We start from the raw sequence: 24,121 nt of genomic DNA, 5'->3' as shown, positions 1-24,121 counted from the left end.
TCAAGCGCTGTAGAAGCCGAAATCCAGCGGTGGCCGACGGCCAGCCATCAGCTCGGCCATCGCATGGCCGGAGCCTGCGCCATGCGTCCAGCCCAGGGTGCCGTGGCCGGCGTTGATCCACAAATTGGAGGCCTTCTTGCTGCGGCCGATGTAGGGGATGTTGGTGGGCGTGCTGGGGCGCAAACCGGTCCAGTAATTGGTTTCGCTCAGATCGGCCACGCCAGGGAACAGCTCTTCATAGCGCTTCACCAAGGCCTCGCAGCGCACGCGCGAAGTCGGCCGGCTGAGGTCCGAATCGAAGCCACAGAGCTCGGCGGTGCCGGCAATGCGGATGCTGTCACCCAGGCGCGAAATGGCGATCTTGCGGGTGTCATCCAGCAAGCTGACCACGCTGGCTTGTTCAGGCTTTTTCAGCTTCATGGTGGCCGAATAGCCCTTGGCGGGGTAGATGTTCAAGAACTCGCCCAAGGGACGCACCAGGGCCGGCGTGTAAGAGCCCATGGCCGCCACAAAGGCATCAGCCTTCAACTCGCTCTTCTTGCCACTGCGCACATCGGCGATCTGCACCGCATCGACACCCTGCCCGGCGCGCGACAAGCGCAGCACTTCATGTTCATACAAGAAAGTGGCGCCGCGTTCGATGCAGAGCTTGGCCAGTTTTTGTGTGAACACACAGGCGTCACCGGATTCGTCGCTAGGCGTGAAGGTGCCGCCATGGATATTGCGGCCAAAGGTCGCCAGGGCCGGCTCGATCTTCAAGACCTCATCGCGGTTCAGCACGCGGCGGTCTACGCCGTGACGACGCATGATCTCGGCCCCGGCCGCGCCGGCTTCAAAGTCGGCCTGCGAGGAGAAGAAATGCAGGATGCCGCGCTCCAAGCGGTTGTACTCAATGCCGGTCTGGGCGACCAGGCCCTTCAGCGATTCATGGCTGTAGCGGCCGAGTTGCACCAGTTGTTCCACATTGCGCTCAAAGGCGGCGGTGGTGCATTGGGTCAAAAAGCTCAGGCCCCAAATCCATTGCTTGGGGTCGAGGCTGGGGCGGAACAGCAGCGGCGAGTCGTCGCGCAAGAGCCACTTGGCCACCTTGAAGGGCGCGCCTGCATTGGCCCAGGGTTCGCAAAAGCTCACCGAGATCTGCGCGCCATTGGCAAAACTGGTCTCAAGCGCGGCATCGGCCTGGCGATCCACCACCGTCACCTCGTGGCCTTGCTCCAGCAAATACCAGGCGGTGCTGACACCGATGATGCCGGCTCCCAATACGACGACTTTCATAGCGACTCCAGCCGGCCCAACGCGGACCACTCTAGTTTGTAAACCCAGAAGGGATATCGGCCAAGCTCTGCCTGCACTGCAGCCACTTGCACCAGCGATTGGGGGCGGATTGTCGACAGGCTCCGGTGAAACCAGAAGGTGAATTAATATTTCTCTGGATACATTAGCAAGTCTTATGAAAGACCTTGATTCAGCCGGACTCGATTGCTTGGCGGCCCTAGCCGATGAGCGCAGCTTTGAGCGCGCGGCTCAGCGCCTCAACATCACCCAGAGCGCCATCTCGCAGCGCCTGCGCAGCTTGGAGTCCCAAGTAGGACAGTTGTTGGTGGTGCGCTCGCGGCCCTTGCGGCTGACGGAGCCTGGCAAGGTTTTGCTGCGTTTTGCGCGTCAGTTGGCCGCCCTGCGTACCGATGTCGCCCGGGAATTGGGCGCGCCGGCGGCGCCGAATGAGCGCATTGCCATCGCCGTCAACGCCGACAGCTTGGCGACCTGGGTGCTGCCGGCACTGGATGCGGTAGTCCAGCAGGGCCTGGAACAAGGCTTTGGCCTGGAATTGGTGGTGGACGACCAAGACTTCACCCACGACTGGCTGCGCCAAGGCGAGGTGTTGGGCTGCGTCAGCACCGTGCGTCAGGCCTTGCGTGGCTGTCTGGTGCAGCCGCTGGGGGTGATGCGCTATGTGGCGGTGGCCAGCCCAGACTTCATGCGCAAACGCCTGCCGGATGGACTGAATGAAGCCAACTTTGCCAGCACGCCCTTTTTGGTCTTCAATCGCAAGGACGACTGTCAGGTGCAATGGGTGGCCAAGGCCTTTGGCTTGCGTGCCCCAAGACTGCAGGAGCGCTATGTCCCTTCCAGCGAAGCGATCGTGCGCGCAGTCTGCAATGGTTGGGGGGTGGGGGTGGTGCCAGAACTACAGGTTCGGGCATTAATTACTGACGGCAGCCTGGTGGCCTTGCGGCCGGACTTGAGCGTGGATGTCACGCTCTACTGGCATCAATGGAAGTTGGTTTCAGACTTGGTCGCTGCGCCGACGCGTGTGGCTCTGCTGGACCAAATCGGTCAGGCCTTGGCATTGGGCGCCAAGGCTGATTTGGCTCATCACTGAGTTTCGAAGCGAACTTGGGTTTGCACTGGGCGCTGCACAGCCGAAGCGGCCTCTGCAGGCGCATGCAGCGCGCGGATGCGCAAGGGATGTGCACCTGACTCTGCGACCAAACGGTAGTTCAATGACGGCTTGGCTTTTTGATCGACCAAACTCCCGAGCCAGACAGAGCAGCCGACCACCAGGCCAATGACGCCATAGGCAAACCACTTTAAAAACATGGTGTTCATTGGGATCCGTGACAAATTGAACAAATGGGCTGCGCAGAATACCCATTCGAACGGACTAGTTCAAGCCTACCTAAGTAGGATATTGGGTCTTTCCCGAATTCGTGTTGGGATCGGGCACTAAGCGCAAAATGCTGCGGATTTTTGCACCGCAGCAATGCGTGACATTTCCCCAACTAAACCCTTTAAGCCACCCAGTTCAGGGGTTCGAAAAGCGACGCCTTCACGCACACTGAAGGCAGCTTGAACGCCGAAGGCGATTTGGCAACCAGTTTTTACTGAGATGCGAGGTTTGATATGCGATTCGCTCCAGCATTGCGCTTCTTCCGCCGAAGCCCCGCACCTGCCTTCGAACAAGATCCCGCCGATTTGGGCACCGCATTTGGCATGGAAGCCAGCCTCCAAGACGGCGATGACTATCGCGCGTCGGTGACCGAAGTGGAACTGGAATCACAGCGCGCGCGGCGCGCGCTGGAGTCCCCGCTGGCCTGGCTCACTAAGCGCAACACCTGAGCCGCAAATTCAGCGAATCAGCAGTACCGGGACGGAAGAATTGGCCATCACCTTGGTGGCCACCGAACCCAGTACCAGATTGCCCAGCGCGCTATGGCCATGTGAGCCCAGCATCAACAAGCCGAACTTGCCCTTCTCGGCGGTAGCAGCGATCACGTCCGCAGCCGGCCCAACTTTGTTGATGAAGTCGGCCTTGATGCCCTGTTTGGTAAAGAAGCTGCGCACCGTCTTCAGCACCTTTTCGCCTTCGTCGGCGTAATAGCTTTTCAACAATTCCTTGTCCAAGACCGCGGCAGCCCGCGGCGGTACGGCTGGCACCGCATGCACGACTGTGTACTGATGTGTGTCCCCAAGCCACTCGTCATGAGCGGCCAAATAGGCCAGCATGCGCTTGGTGTAACTGCTTCCATCGACGGCAACCAGGATCTTCATCGGGCTCTCCTTTTGTTCGGCACCATGCCTAGAAGCAAGTCTGACACAGCCGGGTACGAAAGCCTTGATGTCCATCAAGCAGAGTAGCGCCTCAGGCAAACACCTCAATCAAGTGCTGAGGCTGAAAACGCGCCGGCTCACCCTTGCGCAAATGCCCGCGAGCATTGCAAATCACCCGTGTGTTGGCACCCGCTGCAGTCTCGAACCGATAGTCGTGTTGACAATGCAAATGCCCATGCAGCCACAAACGCGCTTGCGGCAGCAAAACCTCATCGTCATTGCAAAAACTTGCGGTGCCGGGTTGGCGACCGTAGCGAGGATCGGCGCTGCGCAAGCTGGGTGCGAAGTGGGTAATGACGACGGTGGCATCCCAGTCTTCAGCAACGTCACCTGAAACCAAGGCTTGCGTCAGCCAATCACGACACAGCAGCGATTCTTCACGCACCGCAGCCGCATCAAAGGGCCTGCCACGCCGCGTGGCGGCCATGACCCGCTGAAAATAAGCGGCAGCCCGCATGGCACGATCGCGCTCGGCCGCGCCGAAAACATCAAAGTCACTCCAGCGCGTGCTGCCGACAAAGCGCACCCGGCGACCTTGCGCATCGCAGCGCACACAGCTGGCGTTGTCCAAGATGATGAAGCCCAACTCCTCGGACAGAGCGTGCAAACCCGCGCGCGCAGCGTCAAAGTCGCGGCCGTCGTATTCATGATTACCCGGCACAAAAATCACCGGCACGGGCCAATCACGAAAGCGCTGCAAACCTTGCCAGCTGCTGTCCACATCGCCCGCCAAAACCAGAACCTCGGCCGCGGGCGCCACTTCAGGCTCAAACGCTTCGGTCTCCATATGGAGATCCGAAAGCAACTGCAAAAGCATCAGTTAGCGCCGTGGCACTGTTTGTACTTGCGGCCCGAACCGCAGTGGCAGGGGTCATTGCGGCCCAGCTTGGGGCCTTCGCGACGCAAGGTTTCCACGTGATAGCGCTGCTCTTGCGTCAAGTCGCAAAGATCGGCCACGGTGACGACCAGCTCTTCGATGGCGTCGTCCACATCCTTCAGCGGATGCTCGCGGTCCAGCGTAGCCACCACTTCTTTCTCTTCGTCGGTCTCGGCCGGCAGATGGCGATACAAGCGGGCCAGCGCCGCCATCACGGCGTCGTCAGGCATGTCCGACAACTCGGGGAAGCACAGCGTCGCATGCTGAAAACCGGCCACCCAGGGCATCAAGGTGCGCGAGATCAGGCTCATGCCTTCATAAGTGGCGCGGGCTTGACGCTCGTCGGCGTCGAGCTCTTCATCGGTGGCTGCTTCCGCTTCGGGAGCGTCGTCCAGATCCAGCACCACCGGGTCAAACCAGCCGTCTTCCACCATGGCCCGGTTCAAGGCCCCATGGCGGCGCTCCACCAATTCGCGAATGCGTGCCAACCACGTGGCGTCGACATCATCGGGCAGCACGCCGCCGTCGTAGTCGAAGATATTCGGCAGCCACTCGTCGATCTCAATCAAACGGGGTTGCACCAGCACGCCGCACAAATAGCCGTCCAGCATGGAGGCGTCCAGCGCCTGCAGGGGTTCGGGCGTGGTGGCCAGCAGTTCATCGAGTTCGGCAAACTCGGCATCGGTCAGGTCTTGTGTACTCATGGGCCGATTGTCGCCTCTGTTGTCATCAATGCGCCAGCCTGGGCGATGCGCGCGGCTTCGATCAAGCGCTCGCGCATCCATTGCTGAGCGCTTCGGCTCTCGCTGCGCAGATGCCAAAGCATGTCCACATGCACCTGGGCCAGCGGCACAGGCAGAAGGCGCTCCAGCAGCTCGGACTTGTAGCCGGTGGCCTCCACAAAGGAGGCCGGCAAGACCGTCAGAAGGTCTGACTTGGTCACCACCCGCCCGGCAGTGAAGAACTGATTGACCGTCAAGACAATGCGGCGGCTGCGATTGAGTGCACTCAAGGCTTCATCGACAAAGCCATGCGGGCGGCCTGAGAAGCTCACCAGCAAATGATGGGCGGAGCAAAACGCATCCAGATCCAAGGGCTGATCGGCCAGCGGATGGCCGCGCCGCATCACGCAGACATATTCACTGTCGTAGAGCCGGTGTTGCCGGATGACCGACTGCCCGCCTTGCGCGCGCAAGGCCGCCACCGCACCAGGGAAATAGCCCACCGCGAAGTCCGCCTCGCCTTGGTCCAGCAAGGCACGCGGGTCGCGGGTGGTCAGCGGCAAGACATGCACATTGGCCAAGGCCTGCACGGCTTCGAGTTGCGCCACCAAGGGCGGCAACAACAAAGCAGCCGTCGCGTCCGCCATCGCAATGCGGAAGGTGTAGTCCTCTTCGGCAGGGCGGAACTCCCCCGGCACCAACAGAGCCTGCAGGCGCTGCAAGATCAATCGCACCTCGGGCCACATGCCCTCGGCCCGCGAGGTGGGCTTCATGCCAAAGGCTTGGCGAATGAAAAGCTCTTCCCCCAGCGCCTCGCGCAAGCGCTTCAGCGCATGACTGACCGCCGGCTGCGTCATGGCCAAACGGCTGGCGGCCCGCGTCAGGCTGCGCTCGGCCATCACCGCATCAAAGACTCGCAGCAGATTCAGATCCAAATGGCGAAAGTTCATGGCCCCTGCGTGCGGCGACGCGCTGTGATATTCGGCCTGTTTATATATCTAATTCAAAACATTCATTGGCGACATGACTAGGGTTTACCCGATAATCCGCTCATCGGGCCAAGAGCCCACCCCAATTAGGAAAGTTCCATGAGCGTTGCTACCCAAACTTTTGGCCTGCCCATGTCCCGCAGCATCCGCCACGGCGGCTCTTTCACCTCCATCGGCGCCCGCCTGTGGATGCATGTGATCGCATCGGCCAAGGCTCGCCTGGCTGCGGCCGCCGAAGCCCGCGCCGAGCGCGAACTGCTGGCCCTGGCCCAGCAATACGAAGCCAGCATGCCTTCGTTTGCCGCCGAACTGCGTGCCGCCAACTGCCGTCGCTGAAACACAAGGCGAAGCGCCCTTCAACAGGCGCAACACGCGAAAAAAAGCCCGCTGCATCAGCGGGCTTTTTCTTTGTCTAACGTCTTCGCCTTATTCGGCGGCGAGGCGAGCTTCGATCTTCAGCTTGGTGGCGGGCAGCTCCGCCGGCAAACGGTAGGCCAGCTGCTGGAACAGTTCTTCATGCAGCTTCATCTCGACGGCCCATGCGGCCTTGTCGATATGGGTGGTGATGTTGAACTGCTCTTGCGTGAAGTCCAAGCCTGTCCAATTGATGTCCTGATAGCGCGGTGTCACACCAAAAGCGTGCTCTTCGCCCTGACCCGTGCATTCCACACGGTCCAACATCCACTTCAGCACGCGCATGTTCTCGCCATAGCCGGGCCAGACGAACTTGCCATCGGCGCCCTTGCGGAACCAGTTGACGCAGTAGATTTTCGGCAACTTAGCACCAGAAGCCTGCAGCTTCTTGCCCATATCCAGCCAATGCTGGAAGTAATCGCTCATGTTGTAGCCCATGAAGGGCAGCATGGCGAAGGGGTCGCGGCGCACAACGCCCTGCTGACCGGCAGCGGCGGCGGTGGTTTCCGAACCCATGGTTGCGGCCATGTAAACACCTTCGACCCAGTCGCGCGCCTCGGTGGCCAAAGGCACGGTGGTGGAGCGGCGGCCGCCGAAGATGAAGGCGTCGATGGGCACGCCGGCCGGATTGTCCCAATCGGCATCCAGGGCCGGGTTGTTGACGGCCGAGACGGTGAAACGGGCATTCGGATGCGCGGCCTTGGCGCCGGTTTCCTTGGCGATGGCTGGCGTCCAGTCCTTGCCTTGCCAGTCGATCAGATGAGCCGGGGGCGTGTCGGTCATGCCTTCCCACCAGACATCGCCCTCATCGGTCAGACCGACGTTGGTGAAGATCACGTCCTTGTTCAGGCTGGCCATGCAGTTGAAGTTGGTCAGCGTGTTGGTGCCCGGTGCCACGCCAAAGTAGCCGGCTTCCGGATTGATGGCGTACAAGCGGCCATCAGCACCCGGCTTGATCCAGGCAATATCGTCGCCAATGGTGGTGACTTTCCAGCCGTTGAACGCAGCCGGCGGAATCAGCATCGAGAAGTTGGTCTTGCCGCAGGCGCTGGGGAAGGCTGCCGCAAAGTGGTACTTCTTGCCCTCGGGCGAAGTCACGCCCAAGATCAACATATGCTCGGCGAACCAGCCTTGGTCACGACCCATGGTGGACGCAATGCGCAGCGCAAAGCACTTCTTACCCAGCAGCGCATTGCCGCCGTAGCCGGAACCATAGGACCAAATTTCGCGCGTTTCGGGGTAATGCACGATGTACTTGGTCGGGTTGCACGGCCACTTCACATCGGCCTGACCGGCTTCCAAGGGCGCACCCACGGTGTGCACGCAAGGCACGAAAACGCCATCCTCACCCAGCACATCGAGCACAGCGCGGCCCATGCGGGTCATGGTGCGCATATTCACGGCCACATAGGGGCTGTCCGACAACTCGACGCCAATATGGGCAATCGGTGAGCCGATCGGGCCCATGCTGAAAGGCACCACATAGAGGGTGCGACCCTTCATTGCGCCCTTGAACAAGGCCGGTGTTCCGTCTTTCTGACCCGTTTGCAAGAGCTGGCGCATCTCGGCCGGAGCCATCCAGTTATTGGTTGGGCCGGCGTCTTCCTTCTTGGCCGAGCAGATATAGGTGCGGTCCTCCACACGCGCCACATCGCTGGGGTCGCTGCTGGCGAGGTAGCTATTGGGGCGCAGGGCCGGGTTGAGTTTCTTGAAGGTACCGGCGGCCACTAGTTGAGCGCAGAGGCGGTCGTACTCGGCTTGGCTGCCGTCGCACCAATAGACGTCGCGCGCCTCGGTTAGCGCGGCGATCTCGGCCACCCAAGCAATCAGGCGCGAGTGTTTCACATAGGCTGGCACGTTCAGGCGCAGGCCTTCCATCACGGGTTGGTTCATGGCAGTTCCCATCAATATAAAAGCAGTATTGGGTCAAGCTCGTAAGCAAACACTCACCTCAGCGGTGCGCTTTGCCCTCGGACTTGACCCAATGCCACTCATCGTTCGACCCCTGATAGGCGCCTGATGCTGACCGGTCCCGCCTTGTTTTTCCCCTGAAGCCAGTGACTCCGGCATAGACCGAAGCAACAGCTGCCCCACAAGGCCTTCAATTGTCACCCCAATGTAACCACGCCGTAACTTGCCAGGAACCCGCAGTTATGCATTTCCAGAATGAAGTCATGCCCGGTGGGTTTCGTCGAGCGAGTGCCCGCGACTTTTGTCACACTTAGCGCCATGAAACTGATCAGCATCAATCTGGCCCGCGCCCAAGACTTGCAAACCCTGGATGGCAAGACGGTCGCCAGCGGTATTCGCAAGCGCAGCGTTGAAGGCCCACAGCAAGTGCAGCCGCTGGGACTGGCCGGCGACGAACAAGCCGACCTCAGCGTGCACGGCGGCCTGAGCAAGGCGATTTATGCCTACCCTTCGGAGCATTACGCCTTTTGGCAAACGGTGCGCGGCCAGGCCAAGGCGGCCGCTTGGGAGCAGGCACTGCCGCATGGCGCCATGGGCGAGAACCTGACCATCGCCGGGCTGCTGGAGAAAGACGTCTGGATCGGCGATCTGCTGCGCTTTGCCGACTGCGAGTTGTTGGTGAGCGAGCCGCGCTTTCCTTGCTTTAAGTTCAACGCGGTGATGGGCTTCAACAAGGCGGTCAAGCTGATGGGGGAAAGCGCCTGGTGCGGCTTCTACCTGGCCGTCAAAAGACCCGGCCAGCTCACCGCCGGCGAGCGCTTCGAGCTGCTGCCAGGGCCGCGCGAGGTGTCCATCACCGAGTTGTTCCGGGCCAAGATCCGCGGCAGATAGCGAACGAACCTGGCGCCGAAGCTTGGCTCAAAGACTCGGATAGTCGGTATAGCCCTTGGCGTCCCCGCCATAAAGGGTGGCGCGATCGAGTGGCTGCAAGGCGGCGTTGAGGCGCAAGCGCCGCACCAGATCGGGGTTGGATATGAAGTCGCGACCAAAGGCGACCAAGTCGGCCTGCCCCTCGGCCACCGCCTTCAAGGCCATCTCGCGGGTGTAGCCGTTGTTCACCATCCAGGGGCCGCCAAAGCAGCGGCGCATGGCTTGGTAGTCAAAGGGGGCGATATCACGATCGCCGCCGGTCTGCCCTTCCACGACATGCAAGAAAGCCAGCCCTAAGGGCGACAGCTGTTCGGCGACGTGGTTGAACAAGGCCTGCGCCTGGCTGTCGGGGCCTGCATCGTTGCTGGGCGTGACCGGGCTCAGGCGCAAACCGCTGCGGCCCGGGCCGATGGCGGTCGCCACGGCCGTCATTACCTCCACCGTGAAGCGGGCACGGTGCGCGATGCTGCCGCCATAGTCGTCACTGCGGTCGTTGATGCTGTCGCGCATGAACTGGTCGAGCAGATAGCCATTGGCGCCGTGCACCTCAACCGCATCAAAGCCCGCCTCCATGGCACATTCGGCAGCGCGAGCAAAGCTGGCCACCACAGCCGGGATCTCCTCGGTGGACAACGCACGCGGTTCCGACACCGGCACAAAACCGCTGCCGGTGAAGGTCTGACCCTTGGCCGCCCGCGCGGTGGAGGACACCGGCGCGCGCCCCTCGGGCTGGAACATCACATGCGAGATGCGCCCCACATGCCAGAGCTGCGCGGCGATCTTGCCGCCCTCGGCATGTACCGCGTCGGTGACGCGCTTCCACGCCGCCACTTGTTCGCGGCTGTGGATGCCGGGTGTGTCCAGATAGCCCTGACCCTCGGGGCAGATTTGCGTGCCTTCACTGATGATCAAGCCGGCGGTGGCGCGCTGCCGGTAGTACTCCACCGCCATCTCGCCGGGCAACAGCCCCTTAGAACGGCTGCGCGTCAGCGGCGCCATGACGATGCGATTGGCCAGGGTCAAGGAACCGAGTTGAATAGGGTCAAAGAGATTGGGCATGAGCTTGAAAATTTTGTCGGCACGAGGCGCGAAAGGCGCCAAGCGTAGCTGCTTCTTGAGAGTCTTGCTGCGATGGTGCAGCTTCGCAGACAAGCCTTAGACTCGCGGCGCAAATACCCCTCGCCCACTGAGTCGAATACAGGTCCTCGCGATGACGCCCAAGCCCAGCACCCTGCCCCTCTATCCAATGCCCCGCGCGCTGAATCGGCGGCAAGGCTTGCAATGGCTGGGGGCCGGACTGCTGGCCGCGGCACCGCTTGGGCAAGCCAGCGCCGAAAAACCCAGCGCCACGCTGCGTGTGGGCAAGCTGCAAGCCGTCAAAACCCTGGCTGTCGCCGCCAAAGTGGCCCGCGACGGCATGCTGATCGAAGTCGAAGCCGGCGACTACCCCGCCGATGTGGCTGCTTGGCCGCAAAGCCAGTTGAGCTTGCGAGCGGTGGGCGGGCGGGTGCGCATGCTGGCCAACGGTGCGGCCGCGCAGGGCAAGGGCATCTTTGTGATGAGCGGCGACGCGGTCAGCATCGAGGGCTTTGACTTCATCGGCGCCCGCGTACCCGACACCAACGGCGCCGGCATCCGGCTGGAGCGCGGCTCCTTGAGTGTCAAAGACTGCTCCTTCAGTCGCTGCGAAATGGGCTTGCTGACCAATAACGACCCTAACACCCACTTGGACCTGCAGGGCTGCGAATTCTCTTTCGGCGAGCGGCCCGGCAGCTTCAGCCATCTGCTCTATGCCGGCAGCATCGCCAAGCTTTCGGTCAGCGGCTGCTATTTCCACCACGGCATGCGCGGCCACCTGATCAAAAGCCGCGCCGCGCTGAATCACATCTTCTACAACCGTCTGACCGACGAAATCGGCGGCAGCGCCAGCTATGAGCTGGAGTTTCCCAACGGCGGCCAAGCGATGGTGATCGGCAACGTGATCCAGCAAAGCTCGGGTTCGGACAACCCTCATATGGTGTCCTTCGGCGCCGAAGGCTACACCTGGCCCAAGCAAGAGTTGCAGCTGATTCATAACACCTTGGTGGATCTGATGCCGACGCAAGGTGTCTACCTGCGCGTCAAGCCCGGCCCCGCAAAGGCGCGCTTGATCAACAACCTCTTGGCCGGCAACCGCATCTTCAACGCCGAGAGCGGGTGGGAGCAGGCCGGCAATCATCTGATTGATCTGGATGAATTCGTGCTGGCGGCGCGCGAGAACTATGCGCTGCGCCCCAACTCACATTTGCGCGGCAAGGCGGTCGAGCCCGGCGAAGCCTTGGGGCTGAACTTGCGACCCACGCGCCAGTATCAGCATCCGCGCAGCACCGTGGCTCTGCTTCAGCCGGCCCGTCACCCCGGCGCGATTCAGCTCCCTTAAGCCGGCTCGGGCTCGCACGCGGGCGCCCGCCAAGCTACAGTTCGCACATGCTCGCCTACCGACACGCCTTTCATGCCGGCAACCATGCCGATGTTCTCAAACACCTGATCCTGACCCAGGTGCTTCGCTATATGGGCGAAAAAGACAAGCCCTACACCCTGGTCGACACGCACGCCGGCGCCGGCGGCTACTCAATCGAAGGTCAGTACGCCCAGAAAAAGGGCGAATATGTGCACGGCGTTTCGCGCCTGTGGGATGCCAAGGACCTGCCCGAGCCGCTCGCCAACTACATGGAGCCGGTGCGCGCTTTCAACACCGACGGCCAGCTGCGCCAATACCCCGGCTCGCCGGCCATTGCCAATTTGCTGATGCGCGCCGAAGACCGGCTGCGCGTCTACGAGCTGCACCCGACCGACTTCCGCATTCTCGAGACCTATCTGTCCACCCGACCCAACACCCAGGTCAGCGACAAAGACGGTTTCAGCGCCTTGCGCGCCGAACTGCCGCCGCCCTCGCGCCGCGCGGTGGTCTTGATGGACCCCTCGTATGAACTGAAGACCGATTACGCCAAGGTCGTGACAGCGGTGCGCGAAGGACTGGAACGTTTTGCCGAAGGCGTGTTCCTGATTTGGTATCCGCAGCTGCAGCTGCTGGAGTCGGCCCAGCTGGCGCAAAGGCTGAAAGCCGCTGCCGACGCAGGCGCCAAAAAGGGCTGGCTGCATGTGCGCCTGACCGTGCAGCAGCAAGCCGATGTGCGAGGCTTCGGCATGTTGGGCAGCGGCATGTTCGTCATCAACCCGCCTTTCACCTTGCACGATGAGTTGCAGGCCTGCATGCCTTATCTGGTCGACAAGCTGGGCCAGTATGACGGCGCCAACTTCCTGCTCGAACAGCGCACCTCCTGATTCGGCGCAGCTTTTGCCTGGCTCACACGACTCACCCGGGCTTTCACCGCATCGTCTGTCATCATCTTCGCGTTAGGCTTGCGCCTTTGGCCCGGCCTCGGGCACCTTCTTTGACGCAAGCATGAACTTCAGCTCCGCCGCCCTGGCCCGCATCATTCCTTTCGCTGCCTTCATGGGCTTGTTGGCGCTGCGGGGCCTGCTCCCCGAGAGTCAAACCCTCGATCCGCGCTGGATTTACGGGCTGAGCGTCTTGGTCGTGGGCGGCTTGCTGGCCTGGTACTGGCGCGAATATGGCGAACTGGTACGGCAAAACCTGCCGACCCGGCGCGAAGCGCTGTGGTCCATCGGCGTGGGCCTGATCGTCTTCGGGCTTTGGATTCATCTTGACGCACCTTGGATGCAGCTGGGCGAACCCACGGCCAGCTTTTTGCCGCTGGACGCCGAGGGACGCTTGATCTGGCCCTTGATCGCCCTGCGCTGGATCGGCGCGGCCCTGATCGTGCCGGTGATGGAAGAGCTATTCTGGCGCAGTTACTTGATGCGCTGGATTGAGAGCCCACAGTTCGAAACCGTCAGCCCGCAGCGGGTGGGGCTCAAGGCCATCGTGCTGTCCACCTTCGTCTTCATGCTGGCGCACACGCTCTGGCTGGGCGCCATCGTCGCGGGCCTGGCCTATGCCTGGTTGTATGTACGCACCGGCAAGCTCTGGACCGCCGTGATCGCGCACGCCGTGACCAATGGGGTGCTGGGCCTGTGGGTGATACACAGCGGCCAATGGCAGTTTTGGTGAAGCCTGCTTTGACAGCAGCGCAAGACCTGACCCTGTTGCCCTCTTTTTTCTAGAAAAGCGAAGCCTCCTTCCATGAGCTCACCCACGCCCGAACACAGCGGACAGTTTGCGCTGCTGAAGCAGCGCCGCTTCGCGCCCTATTTCTGGGTGCAGTTTCTCAATGCGGGCAATGACAATTTGTTCAAGTTCCCGCTGATCATCCTGATCACTTACCAGCTGCAGCTGAACTGGTTGCCCGCCTCGCAAGCCGGCCTGGTGGTGAACGCGCTGTTCATCCTCCCCTATGTGTTCTTCTCCGCCACCAGCGGCCAACTGGCCGACAAACTGGAAAAGCACAAGCTGATGCGTTTTGTGAAGTCTCTGGAAATCGCCATCATGGCCTTGGCGGCCTGGGGCTATCTGACGACCCAAGTTCCGGTGCTGCTGCTCTGTGTCTTGCTGATGGGCTTGCACTCCACCCTGTTCGGCCCAGTCAAATACGCTTACCTGCCGCAGCAGCTGAACGAGCGCGAACTGATGGGCGGCAATGGCATGGTGGAAATGGGCACTTTTGTGGCCATCTTGCTGGGCCAAGTCGCCGGTGGCCTCTTGATCGCCGTACCCGAGGTGGGCGCACGCAATGTAGCTATCGCCTGCTTGCTGACGGCGGTGCTGGGTCGGCTATTGGCGCAATCCATCCCGCCCTGCCCGGCGACCGACCCGCAGCTGAAGATCAACTGGAACCCTTTCACCGAAACCTGGCGCAACCTCAAGCTGGCGCGTGAGGTGCCGGTGGTGTTCCGCTCGCTCTTGGGCATCTCCTGGATGTGGTTCTTTGGTGCGGTGTACTTGAGCAACTTCCCGGCCTTCGCCAAGGAGGTGCTGCATGGCGATGAACAAGTCGCCACCGTGCTGCTGGTGATGTTCTCCCTAGGCATTGGGGTCGGTTCGCTGCTGTGCGAAAAGCTCTCGCGCCAGCAGGTCGAAATCGGCCTGGTACCCATAGGCGCCATCGGCATGACGCTGTTCTCGGTGGATCTGTACTTCGCTTCGCGGGGCCTCTCCACCAAGCCCGATTTGATGGGCATGGCCGCTTTCTTCAGCCACAGCGAGCATTGGCGCGTACTGGCTGACTTAGGCCTGCTGGCCTTGTTCACCGGGCTGTACAGCGTGCCCATGTATGCCTTGATCCAGCTGCGTTCGCAGCCCACGCACCGGGCTCGCATCATTGCGGCCAACAATATCTTGAACGCTTTGTTCATGATTGCCAGCTCGCTGCTGGCCGGGGTCTTGATGGGTCAGGCGGGCTTGAGCATTCCCGAGCTCTTCCTCGCGGTGGGCCTGGCCAATCTGGCGGTGAGTCTTTATGTGTTCATCCGAGTGCCGGAGTATTTGCAGCGCTTTGCCGCCATCATGCGTGGCTATCAGGACTGAGTGAGCCTCAGACAAAGCGACGCAAGGCCCGCCTGACGCGCAGCTTCAGCGCACGTGACCAGCGCCATGCGGCGCTGGCGCGCACCCAGTTCAGCAAGCCGCCCTTCCAGGCCGTCCAGCGCGCATACAGGCGTGCAAACCAGGGCATCTGCAAGAGTGCTGGCCGAGTGAGCTGAAACAATCGGGCCACGATGGCGGTGCCAATCAACTTGGCCAAGACAATCAGGAGCAGGCCCAGACCGGCGCGGCCCGCGCCGATCAGCCACAGCGCCAAGAGCTTGACCGGCAAGAGCAAAAGCGTTGGCGCCAGCAGCACCAGCAAGGCCAAGGGCGGCGACACGCGGCCCACCCACTGCTCCAACTGCCGAAAGATGGGCAGCGCCCCCAGCCGCGCCATCGCGCGCGACAGCGGCGCCCAACCCCATTCCTCGAACAAGATCAGCAGCGCCAGCACAAAGCGCAGCAAACCTTTCAGGGCGGCCAAGAAGGCAATCAGCAGCGACTTCATGACAAAGGCTTGGCTTGCATGGCCGGATCATGACTCAGTTGATGCGGCCCAGACCGTGCCAAAGGGCATGGGCCGGCGCAGCCCTTGCTCGCCTCAGTGGCCGCCGTGACAAAGCTTGTAAGCGCGGCCACTGCCGCAATGGCAGCGTTCATCGAGGCCGCGCATGGGCTCTTGAGACCACAGGGGCTGCCTTGCAATAGATGGCGACTGCTCGCCTCGCTTGGCCTGCCAATAACGATGAATCTGCACGGCATTCTGAGCCAAGCTGGTGGTAGCGGCCTCATGCTCGGCGTCACTGGGCGGGCGCAGCTCCATATGCCGCCAGCCCTCTTCGCTGCCGTACAGCAGCAGCGTCGCAAACCAAGCCGGCTGCTCGGCCTGCAGCGTCATCCAGGCTTGGGCGTCCAGCTTCATGCCGAGCAAATAGCCTCGGCACCATTCATCCAGGATGAAGACTTGGCGGCCATCGTCCAACTCGCGACAGCCGAGCAAGGGCTCATAAGCGCAGTCGGGCGACATCAACTCGGCCGCCGTGGCGTTCCACTGCTTCATCAGCACATCCATGATCTGCTGGGCGTGGGCCGCATCTTTGAGTGCAGGCTCTTGTTCACCTCGCTCAAAATCAAAAACCCAAGCCAAGGCCTGCACCGGGCTGAGCAGCCGAGGGCCGCTGACCAAGGCGCAGAAAAAGCCGTCGATCATGGACACATCCATAGGCTGATCCAGGCCCGAGTCCTCGGCGAACAAGAAGTCCTCCAGCAGGCCGAGGTCGTCCAAGGACCAGCCGAGCTCGACGTTCAAAGCCTCGGTCATCGGGCTAGACCCCGCGGGCGCGGTCCTCGGCGAACTTGCGACGGAAGGCTTCAAAACCGCCGGTGCCGGGCAGGTCCAGCGCATCCCGCGCTTCCTTCATCAGGTTCAGGTAGTAGTGCAGGTTGTGGATGCTGGTCAGCATCGGGCCCAGCATCTCGCCGCAACGATCCAGATGGTGCAGATAGGCGCGGCTGAAGGTCTTGCAGGTGTAGCAGCCGCAGGTCTCGTCGACCGGGCGTTCATCGGTCTTGTAGCGCGCATTACGCAGGCGCAGGTCGCCAAAGCGGGTGAACAAATGGCCGTTGCGCGCATTGCGGGTCGGCATCACGCAGTCGAACATATCGATGCCGCGAGTCACGCCTTCGATCAGGTCTTCCGGCGTGCCCACGCCCATCAGGTAGCGCGGCTTGTTGGCTGGCAGCTGATGGCCGATATGGGCCAGCACGCGCTGCATGTCTTCCTTGGGCTCACCGACGGAGAGGCCGCCGATGGCATAACCCGGCAGATCCAGCGCGGCCAAGCCGGCCAGCGAATGGTCGCGCAGGTTTTCATACATGCCGCCCTGCACGATGCCGAACAAGGCGTTCGGATTTTGCAAACGGTTGAATTCATCGGCACAGCGCTTGGCCCAGCGCAAGCTCATTTCCATCGAGACGCGGGCTTCCTTCTCGGTGGTGATGTGGCCCTTGCTCTCGTAGGGCGTGCATTCATCGAACTGCATGACGATGTCGGAGTTCAGCGCCGTTTGAATCTGCATGCTGATCTCGGGCGTCAGGAAGAGCTTGTCGCCATTCACCGGCGAGGCGAACTTGACGCCCTCTTCCGTAATTTTGCGCATCTCGCCCAGGCTCCAGACCTGGAAGCCGCCGCTGTCGGTCAGGATGGGCTTGTTCCAGCTCTCAAAGCGATGCAGGCCGCCGAACTGCTTGATGATGTCCATGCCGGGGCGCAGCCACAGATGGAAGGTGTTGCCCAGAATGATCTGCGCCCCCATCTCTTCCAGCGAGCGCGGCATCACGCCCTTGACGGTGCCGTAAGTGCCCACCGGCATGAAGATGGGCGTTTGCACCACTCCATGGTTGAGCGTCATCTGGCCACGGCGTGCGTGGCCCTCGGTTTTGAGCAGGTCGAACTTCAGCATAGTGCCCCGATTGTCGCAGCCTCGGCCCGGGCTGGGGCGCCGGCCCCGCCGGCTTGAAAGCGGCGGCGACAATGCCGCCATGCCCTTCACCCTCGCAGCAGCGGTCCATAGCGAAGTCATCATCAAGAAAAGCCGCTTCATCGGCTGCGTCGAACCCTGCCTGGGCCGTGAGGCGGCTCAGCAACGCGTGGCCGAGCTGCGCGAGCAGCACCCCACTGCGGTGCATGTCTGCTGGGCCTTGCTGGCTGGCGGGCAATCTGCGGCGGTGGACGATGGCGAGCCCAGCGGCACCGCCGGACGGCCCATGCTGGAGGTGCTGCGGCACCAAGACCTGGAAGGCGTCTTGGCCACCGTGGTGCGCTACTGGGGCGGCTCCAAACTCGGCGCCGGCGGCCTGGTTCGGGCCTATACCGATGCGGTGGCGCAAGCCTGTTTAAAGGCCGAGAAACGCCCCATCCAACGCTTGCAGACCCTGCGCTGCACCTTGCCCTATGCCTTTGAGGGCCTGCTGCGGCGCGAGATCGAGGCCGCCGGGGCGCAGTTGCTGCAAGTCGCGCATGGCAGCCAGGTGGAGCTAAGCCTGATGCTGCCGGAGACCGAGGCGCCAGCCTTCGTCAGTCGCTTGAACGAGGCCGGCCAAGGCCGCATTGGCTGGCTGAAAAACGACTGAGGCCGGCTCGCTCAGAGCAAAGAGCCCTGCTCCGGCGGCGGCTCGGCGGGCTTGCGCACCGCACGCGGCTTGGCTGGCGCGGCGCCGGCGGGCTGCGGCTGTTCGCGCAGACGTGCCAGCAAGGCATCGGTCGCTTGGGCCGGGCTGAGGTCGAAGAGTTCGGTCTGCGGCAAGCGCAGCAAGGTCTTGGCCTCGTTGAGCGGGCCGTTCAGCCAAAGATCCCAGTCTTCGGCGGCCAAGGGAATGGCGGCGCGCTTGTCTTGGGCATCGGCGGGCAAATGCGGGTCGGGCTTGTGCAAGCGGCTGAGCAGCGGGTGGCCGTCGCAATTCATCGTCAGCATCGAATAGTTCGGCAGCAGCTCGCCGCTCACCGGGTCCACCCACTCCGACCAGATGCCGGCCAAGGCCCAGGGCGCCCCGTCGGCGCGGCGCAGCTGCCACCAGATATTGCGGCCGGTCTCCCAATTCGGCTCCTGATAACTTTGCGCCGGGATCAGGCAGCGGCGCCCGCTCGCCCAGGCATCCCGGTAGGTGGGCCGCTCGGCCACGCTTTCAATGCGGGCGTTATTGGTCAAGATGGATCGGGACGCGGGCCGGGCCTGGCTGGCGCGCGGCGCGATCATGCCCCATTGGCCGGCGATGGCGATGCGCTCGCCCGAGGCCTGAGGATCACTGCGAATCAAGACGCCGCGGCCAAAAGGACCGACCGGCCCGACAGGCCAAGCAGGCCCTTGCGGCACTTGCGGCACTTCGCCTCGGACACTGGCCCGAAAGTGCCGCTCGATCTCTTCTTTGGCCGACACATGGTAGAGATTGCACATGAAGCCGACTGTAGCGCCCATGCCCTCCAACAGCTTGCGCGGGTGCTTGACCCGGAGCCGGAGCCTTTACCATTGCAGCCCATGAACAAGACTCTTTTGAGCGCCGCCGCAGCCCTGCTGCTGAGCGCCTGCGCCAGCGGCCCCCAAGTGCCGGCCGGCCTGCAGATTGACCGCACTTACAGCGCCGTGGGCCAGGACAGCCGCTCGCAATTTCTGGTGCTGCACTACACCGCCCTGAACTGGGAGCGCTCGCTGCAGGTGCTGAGCACCCAGCAGGTCAGCGCCCATTACTTGGTGCGCGATGAACCGCCCAGCATCTATCAGCTGGTCGATGAAAACCGCCGCGCCTGGCATGCGGGCACCAGCTCATGGGCGGGCCACACGCAGCTGAACTCGGCCTCCATCGGCATCGAGATCGTCAACGCTGGCTATAACGACACGCCCAAGGGCCGGGTGTATGTGCCCTACCCGCCGGCTCAGATCGACAGCGTCATTGCCTTGGTGAAAGACATCGTCGCCCGGCATAACATCCGGCCCGAGCGCATTGTCGGCCACTCCGACATCGCCCCCGGCCGCAAGCAAGACCCCGGCCCGCTGTTCCCCTGGCGACAGCTGGCCAATGCCGGCGTGATCCCCTGGCCCGACGCCGAACAAGTCAACGCCAAGCTGCCGCTCTATCAAAGCCTGCCGCCCGATGCCGCCTGGTTCCAAGACAAGCTCAGCCGCGTGGGCTACAAGGTGGAGCGCAGCGGCACGTTCGATGCCGCCACCATCGCCGCCCTGTCCACCTTGCAAACCAAGTACCGCCCCAGCGACTACAGCGGCTTTGGCGATGCCGAGACCGCCGCGCTGCTGGATGTGCTGACCTCGCCCAATGGCATGTGGATGATCAAGCCCGGCCCTGAGGGTCGCTCAGAGCCCTATGCCCAGCCCTATACCGCGCGCTGGTGATTACAGAATCCCGCGCAGCCCCTTTTGACCCCTTTTGATTTCCCCGCACGAAAGCAACCGCCCACCATGCTGACCGATTTGATTGCCGCCTCCGCCGATGATGCCGCGGTCATCCCCCACACCCCCGGCCACGCCAATATCTGGCCCACCTTGGAAGTCACCAGCGTGGAGCCCACCCAATGGGCCAGCTTGCGCCTGATCTTGCAGCAGCAGTCCCTGCCCAGCGCCATGGCCGCGCCCGTAGCACTGAGCCATGCGATGCAAGACTTCGAGCGCATCGGCGCCGTCGGTGAAATCGGCGACCCCTGGCTGGTCTTGCTGCCCGAGGACCTGAGCCTGCGCTTGGCTCAGGTGTCGGAGGATCAGATCGCGCCGCTGGCGCGCGCCTGGGCCGCCAGCGAGATCGAGCGCCGGCCGCAGTGGAGCGCCGAACTGCTGGAGTTCATGCTCAGCGATATGTCGGCCTTCGCGGCCAGCGCGGTGGCGCAGGGGCATCGCCTCTTCCTTTGGATCTGCCCTTAATTCCACATTCCATCGATAAAGCCGGGAGCGCAAGCCATGGGTCAGTTCGCTTTTCTCAGTCAGAACGCTTTCATGGCGGTACCCCGGCATGAAGCCGCGCGGCCTTTTGCCGTGGCCGGCATCGCCTGGGACGGCTGCGTCACCAACCGACCCGGCGCCCGCTTTGGGCCCAGCGCGATTCGCCAAGCCAGCCAGATGCTGTGCGACGGCATCCACCCCTGGTTCAACACCACGCCCGAAACCGTCTTGACGGATCTGGGCGATCTGGCCCTGCCCAACACCAGCCTGGAGGCCATGCGCGCCGCCATGATGCCGCTGATCGCGCCGATGATTGCGCAGCACCATATGGCCTGGCTGGGCGGCGACCACTCCATCACCCTGCCCTTGTTGCGCGCCTACAAAGCCCACTACGGGCGGCCTCTGGCGGTGATTCACTTCGATGCCCATTGCGACACCTGGGAGGACCATTTCGGCGAACCGAGCGGCCACGGCACCTGGGTCTATGAAGCGATTCAAGAAGGCTTGGTCATCAAGGAATGCTTTGTGCAGTTCGGCATTCGCTCGGCCGGCGTGCGCGAGGCGCGCGAGTATGTGGCCGACCAGGGCGGCCTGATCTTCAATGCCCGGGGCTTGCGCGGCCTGGACAACCCGATGCAGCTGGCCCCGATCCTGCAGCAAGTGCGCGAGCGCATGGCCGCGCATGGCCACCCGCCGCTCTATCTGAGCCTGGACATCGACTGCCTGGACCCCGCCTTTGCCCCCGGCACCGGCACGCCCGAGCCCGGCGGCATGAACACCAACCAGGTCTTCAGCATCCTGGAAGAGTTGGTGCCGCCCCTGAACTTTGTCGGCATGGACTGTGTGGAAGTGGCGCCCGCCTACGACCACGCCGAGTTGACCAGTTATGCCGCCGCCCAGTTCGTCTGGACCTATTTGTGCGGCAGGCTGAGTTCAAAGCAAGTACCGGCGCCGGGCTGAGACCTAACCCGTAGCTGGCCCTGCATCACGCCGTGCACCAGGTTGTGGCAGATATGCAGGCCCAGGCCGCTGCCGCCCTGGCCGAAGCGGGTGCTGAAAAAAGGGTCGAAGATGCGCGGCAGGTGCTCAGGCGTAATGCCTTTGCCGTTGTCGATGACCTGCAGCAAGAGCGCATCGGCTTGCGCTTCGGCGCGCAAGCGCACCCAGGCTTCAGTCGGCATGGACGAGGCTGAACTGCGCGCCTCAAAGGCATGCAGCAAGGCATTGCCCAACAGTTGCAGCAAGACCTGCTGCAGCGGGCCTGGGTAGCCCTCGAAACTCAGCGCCGCATCCACCTCCAGCTGCAGTTGCACACCGGCCCGCTCGGCCTGTTCGCGCCAGGCCGCCAGCGCCAGCTCACACACCGGCCTGAGCGCAAAGACCTGGCGCTGCTCTTGCTTGGGGTCGGCGGCCACCTGCTTGAAGCGCTGCACCAAGTCGGAGGCCCGGTCCAGGCCGCGCAGCAGCAAGGCGCTGCTCTCATGCGCATCCGCCAGGTATTGACGCAGGTCCTGCAGCTTGACCACGCGTGCCTCCACCATTTGACCGAAGCCGACGGTGCGCTCCTGCAAGGTGCTGGCCGCCAGCAAGCAATTGCCAATCGGGGTGTTCAGCTCATGGGCCACACCGGCCACCAAGCTGCCCAAGGCCGCCAGCTTTTCTTGTTGCACCAACAAAGCCTGGGCATCGCGCAGGCGCTGGTGCGCGGCGGCGTTGTCCAGCGCGATCGCCACATAGGCGCACAGAGTGCGCACCACCAAACGGTCGCGCGCCTCATAGCCCAGGCCCGGCCGCGGCGGCAAAAAAAGCGCGCCGAGCAGGCGTTCACCCAAGTGCAAGAGCACGCACAAGCCGGTCTGAGGCCCCGTCTCCTGCAGCGCCAAGGCCTCGCCCCCTTCGGCCAGCGCCTGCGTCAACAAAGCCTGCTCCTCGGCCTGCAGGGCCACAGCCGCGCTTGCCTCGGCTGCGTCTTGCCCGAGACGGCGCAGGCCTAGCAACTCAGCCCTGGGCCCCAGCTGCGCCAGGGCCAAGCGGTCCAAGCCCAACATCAAAGACAAGGCCCGCGCCAGCGCCTGCAGCACCGCATCAAACTCCAGCGAGGCCGTGATGTCGCGCCCCATCTGGCTGAGGTGCTGCAGCGTGTCCATGCTTTGCTCCAGCATCTCGGCGCGCTGCGCCTGTTCCGCCGCCAACTGACGCAGATGCTCGGTCTCCAGCCGTGCGCGCTCGGTCTGCTGCATGACCTGCAGCGCCATCAGGCGCTTGCTGGCCAGTTCGCTTTGAATGCTCTGGCGTGCTTCGGCCGCTTGGCGGGCCAGCGCGTAGGCTTGGCTCATGTCGCCCAGGCGCGCATGCGCTTGAGCCAGCATGTCGATCAAATCGCCCGGCACCCGAAAGCCCGCGATGCCTTCGGCCAAGCTCAGGGCCTGGCGCAAAAAGTACAAGCAGGCCTCGGCGCCATTGCCCGTGTCCGCAGGCCGTGGCAAGGCATGCGCCAGATGCAGTTCAGCCAGGGCCTTCAAAGACTCGATCTGGCGCAGCACATGCTGACTGCGCTGCGCCAGCTGCAAGGCTTGTTCGGCCGCTTGCAAAGCCTCTTCCACCCGGCCCATGGCCGCCAGCGCCAGCGAGCGGCCCCGGCAGGCATTGATCTGCTGATCGGGCTGCGGGTCTGCTTGACAGAGGGCTTGAACCCGCTCAAACAAGGCCAGCGCTTGCGGCCATTGCTGGCGGTCCAGGCAGAGATCGGCTTGGTACTTGAGCACAAGGCCATAGTTGCGCGAGTTGGCCATCGGGGCCAAGAGTTGCTCGCCCTCGCGCAAGGTCTCCTCGGCGGAGTCCAGCCGCCCCATGCGCCTCAGCGTCTCGCCGAGCTTGGCCAGCGCCGTGCCCAGGCTAGTCGGCCAGGCGCGCGGTCGCGCCAGCTGCAAAGCTTGCTCCATCCACTGCAGCGCCAGCTCGTGGTCGTTCAGGCTGAGCAAGGCATCGGCGGCATTCATGGCCGCCAGAATCGCTCGCAGGATCTGGCCGCTGGCCAGCGACAGCTCATAGGCCCGCATGCGCTCGGTGGCAGCCAAGCCGTAGTTGCTGGCTTGCGCGGCCAGCACCCCATTCAGCTCATGAGCCCAAGGCTGGGCGCCCAGCGACAGCGCGGCCAAAGCCTCAAGCCCGCGCCCGCCCTTGGCACGCCCGGCCAGCGGGTCACGAAAGGTGATGTAGATGTCCTGCATCAGCTGCGCGACTTCAGCTCTGCAAGCGTCACCCTGAGCCTGCGCGGCCTGCAGCGCTTCTTGCAAATGCGACAAAGCCTGCTGGCTCTGGCCCGCCAGCTGCGAGGCCATGGCCAGCAACAAACCCGCATCCGTCTGAATCAAAAGATCCAGGCTTGCAACACCCAAAGCCTGGGCCTGCTCAGCGGCGGCCCGAGCCTCGCCCAAGCGGGCTTGCATCAGCGCAATTTCAGCGTCGACCAAGAGAACGCGCGCCTCATCAGCTTTGAGCCCAGGCGCCAAAGCACGAAGCTCAGCCCCGTAGTGCAGCGCCGTTGCAGGCTCACGTTGGCGCAGATGCCAGTTCAGCGCGCGCAGCAACTCAAGGCGCCGAGCCGGCGCCAGCGAGGCCTGCGCCATCTCCGACTGCCAGGCCTGCACCACTTCGTTGCGAACGTACAGCTCCATCGCCGCGCCTCCAGGTCG

24 protein-coding genes and 1 pseudogene are annotated in these 24,121 nt (G+C 63.0%); 12 read left to right on the top strand and 13 right to left on the bottom strand.

Going from position 1 to position 24,121, the window contains the following annotated elements; genetic code table 11:
* On the bottom strand, positions 1–1,275 hold the full coding sequence (locus tag LNV06_RS12665) for a D-amino acid dehydrogenase (RefSeq protein ID WP_263538652.1): 1,275 nt from the start codon (positions 1,273–1,275) through the stop codon (positions 1–3).
* A gap of 175 nt (positions 1,276–1,450) precedes the next feature.
* Here LNV06_RS12665 and LNV06_RS12660 point away from each other — a divergent pair, with 175 nt between their 5' ends.
* Positions 1,451–2,383, top strand: a complete 933-nt coding sequence (locus LNV06_RS12660) for a LysR family transcriptional regulator ArgP (protein ID WP_263538651.1) — start codon at positions 1,451–1,453, stop codon at positions 2,381–2,383.
* On the opposite strand, the gene LNV06_RS12655 is transcribed toward LNV06_RS12660, so the two are convergent.
* Positions 2,377–2,601 carry a hypothetical protein gene (locus LNV06_RS12655; protein ID WP_263538650.1) on the bottom strand — a complete coding sequence of 75 codons (225 nt, stop codon included), beginning with the start codon at positions 2,599–2,601 and terminating at the stop codon, positions 2,377–2,379. The genes LNV06_RS12660 and LNV06_RS12655 overlap by 7 nt on opposite strands.
* A 303-nt stretch (positions 2,602–2,904) precedes the next feature.
* Here LNV06_RS12655 and LNV06_RS12650 point away from each other — a divergent pair, with 303 nt between their 5' ends.
* Positions 2,905–3,120, top strand: a complete 216-nt coding sequence (locus tag LNV06_RS12650) for a hypothetical protein (protein ID WP_263538649.1) — start codon at positions 2,905–2,907, stop codon at positions 3,118–3,120.
* Between the two features lie 9 nt (positions 3,121–3,129).
* Here LNV06_RS12650 and LNV06_RS12645 read toward each other — a convergent pair whose 3' ends face one another.
* From LNV06_RS12645 to LNV06_RS12630, 4 genes are all read right to left on the bottom strand, one after another.
* Complete coding sequence (locus LNV06_RS12645; RefSeq protein ID WP_263538648.1) at positions 3,130–3,552, bottom strand: universal stress protein; 423 nt, start codon at positions 3,550–3,552, stop codon at positions 3,130–3,132.
* Between the two features lie 91 nt (positions 3,553–3,643).
* On the bottom strand, positions 3,644–4,399 hold the full coding sequence (locus tag LNV06_RS12640) for a metallophosphoesterase (protein ID WP_318013488.1): 756 nt from the start codon (positions 4,397–4,399) through the stop codon (positions 3,644–3,646).
* Between the two features lie 29 nt (positions 4,400–4,428).
* The gene (locus LNV06_RS12635; RefSeq protein ID WP_263538646.1) at positions 4,429–5,193 is read right to left on the bottom strand and encodes a UPF0149 family protein; all 765 of its coding nucleotides are present in this window, start codon (positions 5,191–5,193) and stop codon (positions 4,429–4,431) included.
* Positions 5,190–6,161, bottom strand: a complete 972-nt coding sequence (locus tag LNV06_RS12630) for a LysR family transcriptional regulator (RefSeq protein WP_263538645.1) — start codon at positions 6,159–6,161, stop codon at positions 5,190–5,192. The genes LNV06_RS12635 and LNV06_RS12630 overlap by 4 nt, the downstream gene beginning before the upstream one ends.
* Positions 6,162–6,299: 138 nt before the next feature.
* Here LNV06_RS12630 and LNV06_RS12625 point away from each other — a divergent pair, with 138 nt between their 5' ends.
* Positions 6,300–6,536, top strand: a complete 237-nt coding sequence (locus tag LNV06_RS12625; RefSeq protein WP_263538644.1) for a hypothetical protein — start codon at positions 6,300–6,302, stop codon at positions 6,534–6,536.
* 90 nt (positions 6,537–6,626) lie between these two features.
* On the opposite strand, the gene LNV06_RS12620 is transcribed toward LNV06_RS12625, so the two are convergent.
* On the bottom strand, positions 6,627–8,507 hold the full coding sequence (locus LNV06_RS12620) for a phosphoenolpyruvate carboxykinase (GTP) (protein ID WP_263538643.1): 1,881 nt from the start codon (positions 8,505–8,507) through the stop codon (positions 6,627–6,629).
* A gap of 336 nt (positions 8,508–8,843) precedes the next feature.
* Between LNV06_RS12620 and LNV06_RS12615 the strand changes: the two genes are divergently transcribed.
* Positions 8,844–9,416, top strand: coding sequence for an MOSC domain-containing protein (locus tag LNV06_RS12615; RefSeq protein WP_263538642.1), 573 nt, complete (start codon positions 8,844–8,846; stop codon positions 9,414–9,416).
* Between the two features lie 27 nt (positions 9,417–9,443).
* On the opposite strand, the gene LNV06_RS12610 is transcribed toward LNV06_RS12615, so the two are convergent.
* Positions 9,444–10,514 (bottom strand): alkene reductase, encoded by a 1,071-nt coding sequence (locus LNV06_RS12610; RefSeq protein ID WP_263538641.1) that lies wholly within the window; start codon positions 10,512–10,514, stop codon positions 9,444–9,446.
* Positions 10,515–10,665: 151 nt separating this feature from the next.
* On the opposite strand from LNV06_RS12610, the gene LNV06_RS12605 reads away from it, so the two are divergent.
* From LNV06_RS12605 to LNV06_RS12590, 4 genes and pseudogenes are all read left to right on the top strand, one after another.
* Positions 10,666–11,874 carry a right-handed parallel beta-helix repeat-containing protein gene (locus tag LNV06_RS12605; protein WP_263538640.1) on the top strand — a complete coding sequence of 403 codons (1,209 nt, stop codon included), beginning with the start codon at positions 10,666–10,668 and terminating at the stop codon, positions 11,872–11,874.
* Between the two features lie 47 nt (positions 11,875–11,921).
* Positions 11,922–12,779 (top strand): 23S rRNA (adenine(2030)-N(6))-methyltransferase RlmJ, encoded by an 858-nt coding sequence (locus LNV06_RS12600; RefSeq protein ID WP_263538639.1) that lies wholly within the window; start codon positions 11,922–11,924, stop codon positions 12,777–12,779.
* Between the two features lie 121 nt (positions 12,780–12,900).
* Positions 12,901–13,569 carry a CAAX prenyl protease-related protein gene (locus LNV06_RS12595; RefSeq protein ID WP_263538638.1) on the top strand — a complete coding sequence of 223 codons (669 nt, stop codon included), beginning with the start codon at positions 12,901–12,903 and terminating at the stop codon, positions 13,567–13,569.
* 72 nt (positions 13,570–13,641) lie between these two features.
* A pseudogene (locus LNV06_RS12590) lies at positions 13,642–14,958 on the top strand (MFS transporter); the annotation flags it as partial.
* 31 nt (positions 14,959–14,989) lie between these two features.
* Here LNV06_RS12590 and LNV06_RS12585 read toward each other — a convergent pair.
* The 3 genes from LNV06_RS12585 to tgt form a co-directional block, all read right to left on the bottom strand.
* Entirely contained in the window at positions 14,990–15,490 is a 501-nt protein-coding gene (locus LNV06_RS12585) for a hypothetical protein (RefSeq protein ID WP_263538637.1), read from the bottom strand.
* A 93-nt stretch (positions 15,491–15,583) separates the two neighbouring features.
* A complete protein-coding gene (locus tag LNV06_RS12580) occupies positions 15,584–16,303 on the bottom strand; it encodes a UPF0149 family protein (protein WP_263538636.1) in 720 nt (239 codons plus the stop codon).
* Between the two features lie 4 nt (positions 16,304–16,307).
* Positions 16,308–17,444, bottom strand: coding sequence for a tRNA guanosine(34) transglycosylase Tgt (gene tgt / locus LNV06_RS12575; RefSeq protein WP_263538635.1), 1,137 nt, complete (start codon positions 17,442–17,444; stop codon positions 16,308–16,310).
* Between the two features lie 79 nt (positions 17,445–17,523).
* Between tgt and LNV06_RS12570 the strand changes: the two genes are divergently transcribed.
* Positions 17,524–18,114, top strand: a complete 591-nt coding sequence (locus LNV06_RS12570; protein WP_263538634.1) for an IMPACT family protein — start codon at positions 17,524–17,526, stop codon at positions 18,112–18,114.
* A gap of 11 nt (positions 18,115–18,125) precedes the next feature.
* On the opposite strand, the gene LNV06_RS12565 is transcribed toward LNV06_RS12570, so the two are convergent.
* Positions 18,126–18,935, bottom strand: coding sequence for an SOS response-associated peptidase (locus tag LNV06_RS12565; protein ID WP_263538633.1), 810 nt, complete (start codon positions 18,933–18,935; stop codon positions 18,126–18,128).
* An 81-nt stretch (positions 18,936–19,016) separates the two neighbouring features.
* On the opposite strand from LNV06_RS12565, the gene LNV06_RS12560 reads away from it, so the two are divergent.
* The 3 genes from LNV06_RS12560 to speB all read left to right on the top strand — a co-directional run bounded on the left by LNV06_RS12560 (position 19,017) and on the right by speB (position 21,386).
* A complete protein-coding gene (locus LNV06_RS12560; RefSeq protein WP_263538632.1) occupies positions 19,017–19,886 on the top strand; it encodes an N-acetylmuramoyl-L-alanine amidase in 870 nt (289 codons plus the stop codon).
* A 66-nt stretch (positions 19,887–19,952) separates the two neighbouring features.
* On the top strand, positions 19,953–20,408 hold the full coding sequence (locus LNV06_RS12555; RefSeq protein WP_263538631.1) for a hypothetical protein: 456 nt from the start codon (positions 19,953–19,955) through the stop codon (positions 20,406–20,408).
* Between the two features lie 36 nt (positions 20,409–20,444).
* Positions 20,445–21,386 (top strand): agmatinase, encoded by a 942-nt coding sequence (speB, locus tag LNV06_RS12550; RefSeq protein WP_263538630.1) that lies wholly within the window; start codon positions 20,445–20,447, stop codon positions 21,384–21,386.
* Here speB and LNV06_RS12545 read toward each other — a convergent pair.
* A complete protein-coding gene (locus LNV06_RS12545) occupies positions 21,338–24,103 on the bottom strand; it encodes an ATP-binding protein (protein WP_263538629.1) in 2,766 nt (921 codons plus the stop codon). The genes speB and LNV06_RS12545 overlap by 49 nt on opposite strands.
* Positions 24,104–24,121: the final 18 nt, after the last annotated feature.

The organism is Paucibacter sp. Y2R2-4, assembly GCF_025717535.1.
In the GTDB taxonomy this organism is placed as follows: Bacteria; Pseudomonadota; Gammaproteobacteria; order Burkholderiales; family Burkholderiaceae_C; genus Paucibacter_A.
The sequence above is the reverse complement of the archived record's forward strand: the minus strand, read 5'-3'. Positions and strand labels throughout refer to the sequence as shown.

Excerpts from the sequence above, each read along its gene's own strand:
- LNV06_RS12545 (WP_263538629.1), bottom strand. The coding sequence starts at position 24,103 with ATGGAGCTGTACGTTCGCAACGAAGTGGTGCAGGCCTGGCAGTCGGAG.
- LNV06_RS12570 (WP_263538634.1), top strand. The coding sequence starts at position 17,524 with ATGCCCTTCACCCTCGCAGCAGCGGTCCATAGCGAAGTCATCATCAAG.
- LNV06_RS12645 (WP_263538648.1), bottom strand. The coding sequence starts at position 3,552 with ATGAAGATCCTGGTTGCCGTCGATGGAAGCAGTTACACCAAGCGCATG.
- LNV06_RS12620 (WP_263538643.1), bottom strand. The coding sequence starts at position 8,507 with ATGAACCAACCCGTGATGGAAGGCCTGCGCCTGAACGTGCCAGCCTAT.
- LNV06_RS12630 (WP_263538645.1), bottom strand. The coding sequence starts at position 6,161 with ATGAACTTTCGCCATTTGGATCTGAATCTGCTGCGAGTCTTTGATGCG.
- LNV06_RS12635 (WP_263538646.1), bottom strand. The coding sequence starts at position 5,193 with ATGAGTACACAAGACCTGACCGATGCCGAGTTTGCCGAACTCGATGAA.
- LNV06_RS12600 (WP_263538639.1), top strand. The coding sequence starts at position 11,922 with ATGCTCGCCTACCGACACGCCTTTCATGCCGGCAACCATGCCGATGTT.
- LNV06_RS12560 (WP_263538632.1), top strand. The coding sequence starts at position 19,017 with ATGAACAAGACTCTTTTGAGCGCCGCCGCAGCCCTGCTGCTGAGCGCC.
- LNV06_RS12610 (WP_263538641.1), bottom strand. The coding sequence starts at position 10,514 with ATGCCCAATCTCTTTGACCCTATTCAACTCGGTTCCTTGACCCTGGCC.
- LNV06_RS12640 (WP_318013488.1), bottom strand. The coding sequence starts at position 4,399 with ATGGAGACCGAAGCGTTTGAGCCTGAAGTGGCGCCCGCGGCCGAGGTT.
- LNV06_RS12605 (WP_263538640.1), top strand. The coding sequence starts at position 10,666 with ATGACGCCCAAGCCCAGCACCCTGCCCCTCTATCCAATGCCCCGCGCG.
- LNV06_RS12580 (WP_263538636.1), bottom strand. The coding sequence starts at position 16,303 with ATGACCGAGGCTTTGAACGTCGAGCTCGGCTGGTCCTTGGACGACCTC.
- LNV06_RS12555 (WP_263538631.1), top strand. The coding sequence starts at position 19,953 with ATGCTGACCGATTTGATTGCCGCCTCCGCCGATGATGCCGCGGTCATC.
- LNV06_RS12615 (WP_263538642.1), top strand. The coding sequence starts at position 8,844 with ATGAAACTGATCAGCATCAATCTGGCCCGCGCCCAAGACTTGCAAACC.
- LNV06_RS12585 (WP_263538637.1), bottom strand. The coding sequence starts at position 15,490 with ATGAAGTCGCTGCTGATTGCCTTCTTGGCCGCCCTGAAAGGTTTGCTG.
- tgt (WP_263538635.1), bottom strand. The coding sequence starts at position 17,444 with ATGCTGAAGTTCGACCTGCTCAAAACCGAGGGCCACGCACGCCGTGGC.
- LNV06_RS12625 (WP_263538644.1), top strand. The coding sequence starts at position 6,300 with ATGAGCGTTGCTACCCAAACTTTTGGCCTGCCCATGTCCCGCAGCATC.
- LNV06_RS12595 (WP_263538638.1), top strand. The coding sequence starts at position 12,901 with ATGAACTTCAGCTCCGCCGCCCTGGCCCGCATCATTCCTTTCGCTGCC.
- LNV06_RS12660 (WP_263538651.1), top strand. The coding sequence starts at position 1,451 with ATGAAAGACCTTGATTCAGCCGGACTCGATTGCTTGGCGGCCCTAGCC.
- speB (WP_263538630.1), top strand. The coding sequence starts at position 20,445 with ATGGGTCAGTTCGCTTTTCTCAGTCAGAACGCTTTCATGGCGGTACCC.
- LNV06_RS12665 (WP_263538652.1), bottom strand. The coding sequence starts at position 1,275 with ATGAAAGTCGTCGTATTGGGAGCCGGCATCATCGGTGTCAGCACCGCC.
- LNV06_RS12650 (WP_263538649.1), top strand. The coding sequence starts at position 2,905 with ATGCGATTCGCTCCAGCATTGCGCTTCTTCCGCCGAAGCCCCGCACCT.
- LNV06_RS12655 (WP_263538650.1), bottom strand. The coding sequence starts at position 2,601 with ATGTTTTTAAAGTGGTTTGCCTATGGCGTCATTGGCCTGGTGGTCGGC.
- LNV06_RS12565 (WP_263538633.1), bottom strand. The coding sequence starts at position 18,935 with ATGTGCAATCTCTACCATGTGTCGGCCAAAGAAGAGATCGAGCGGCAC.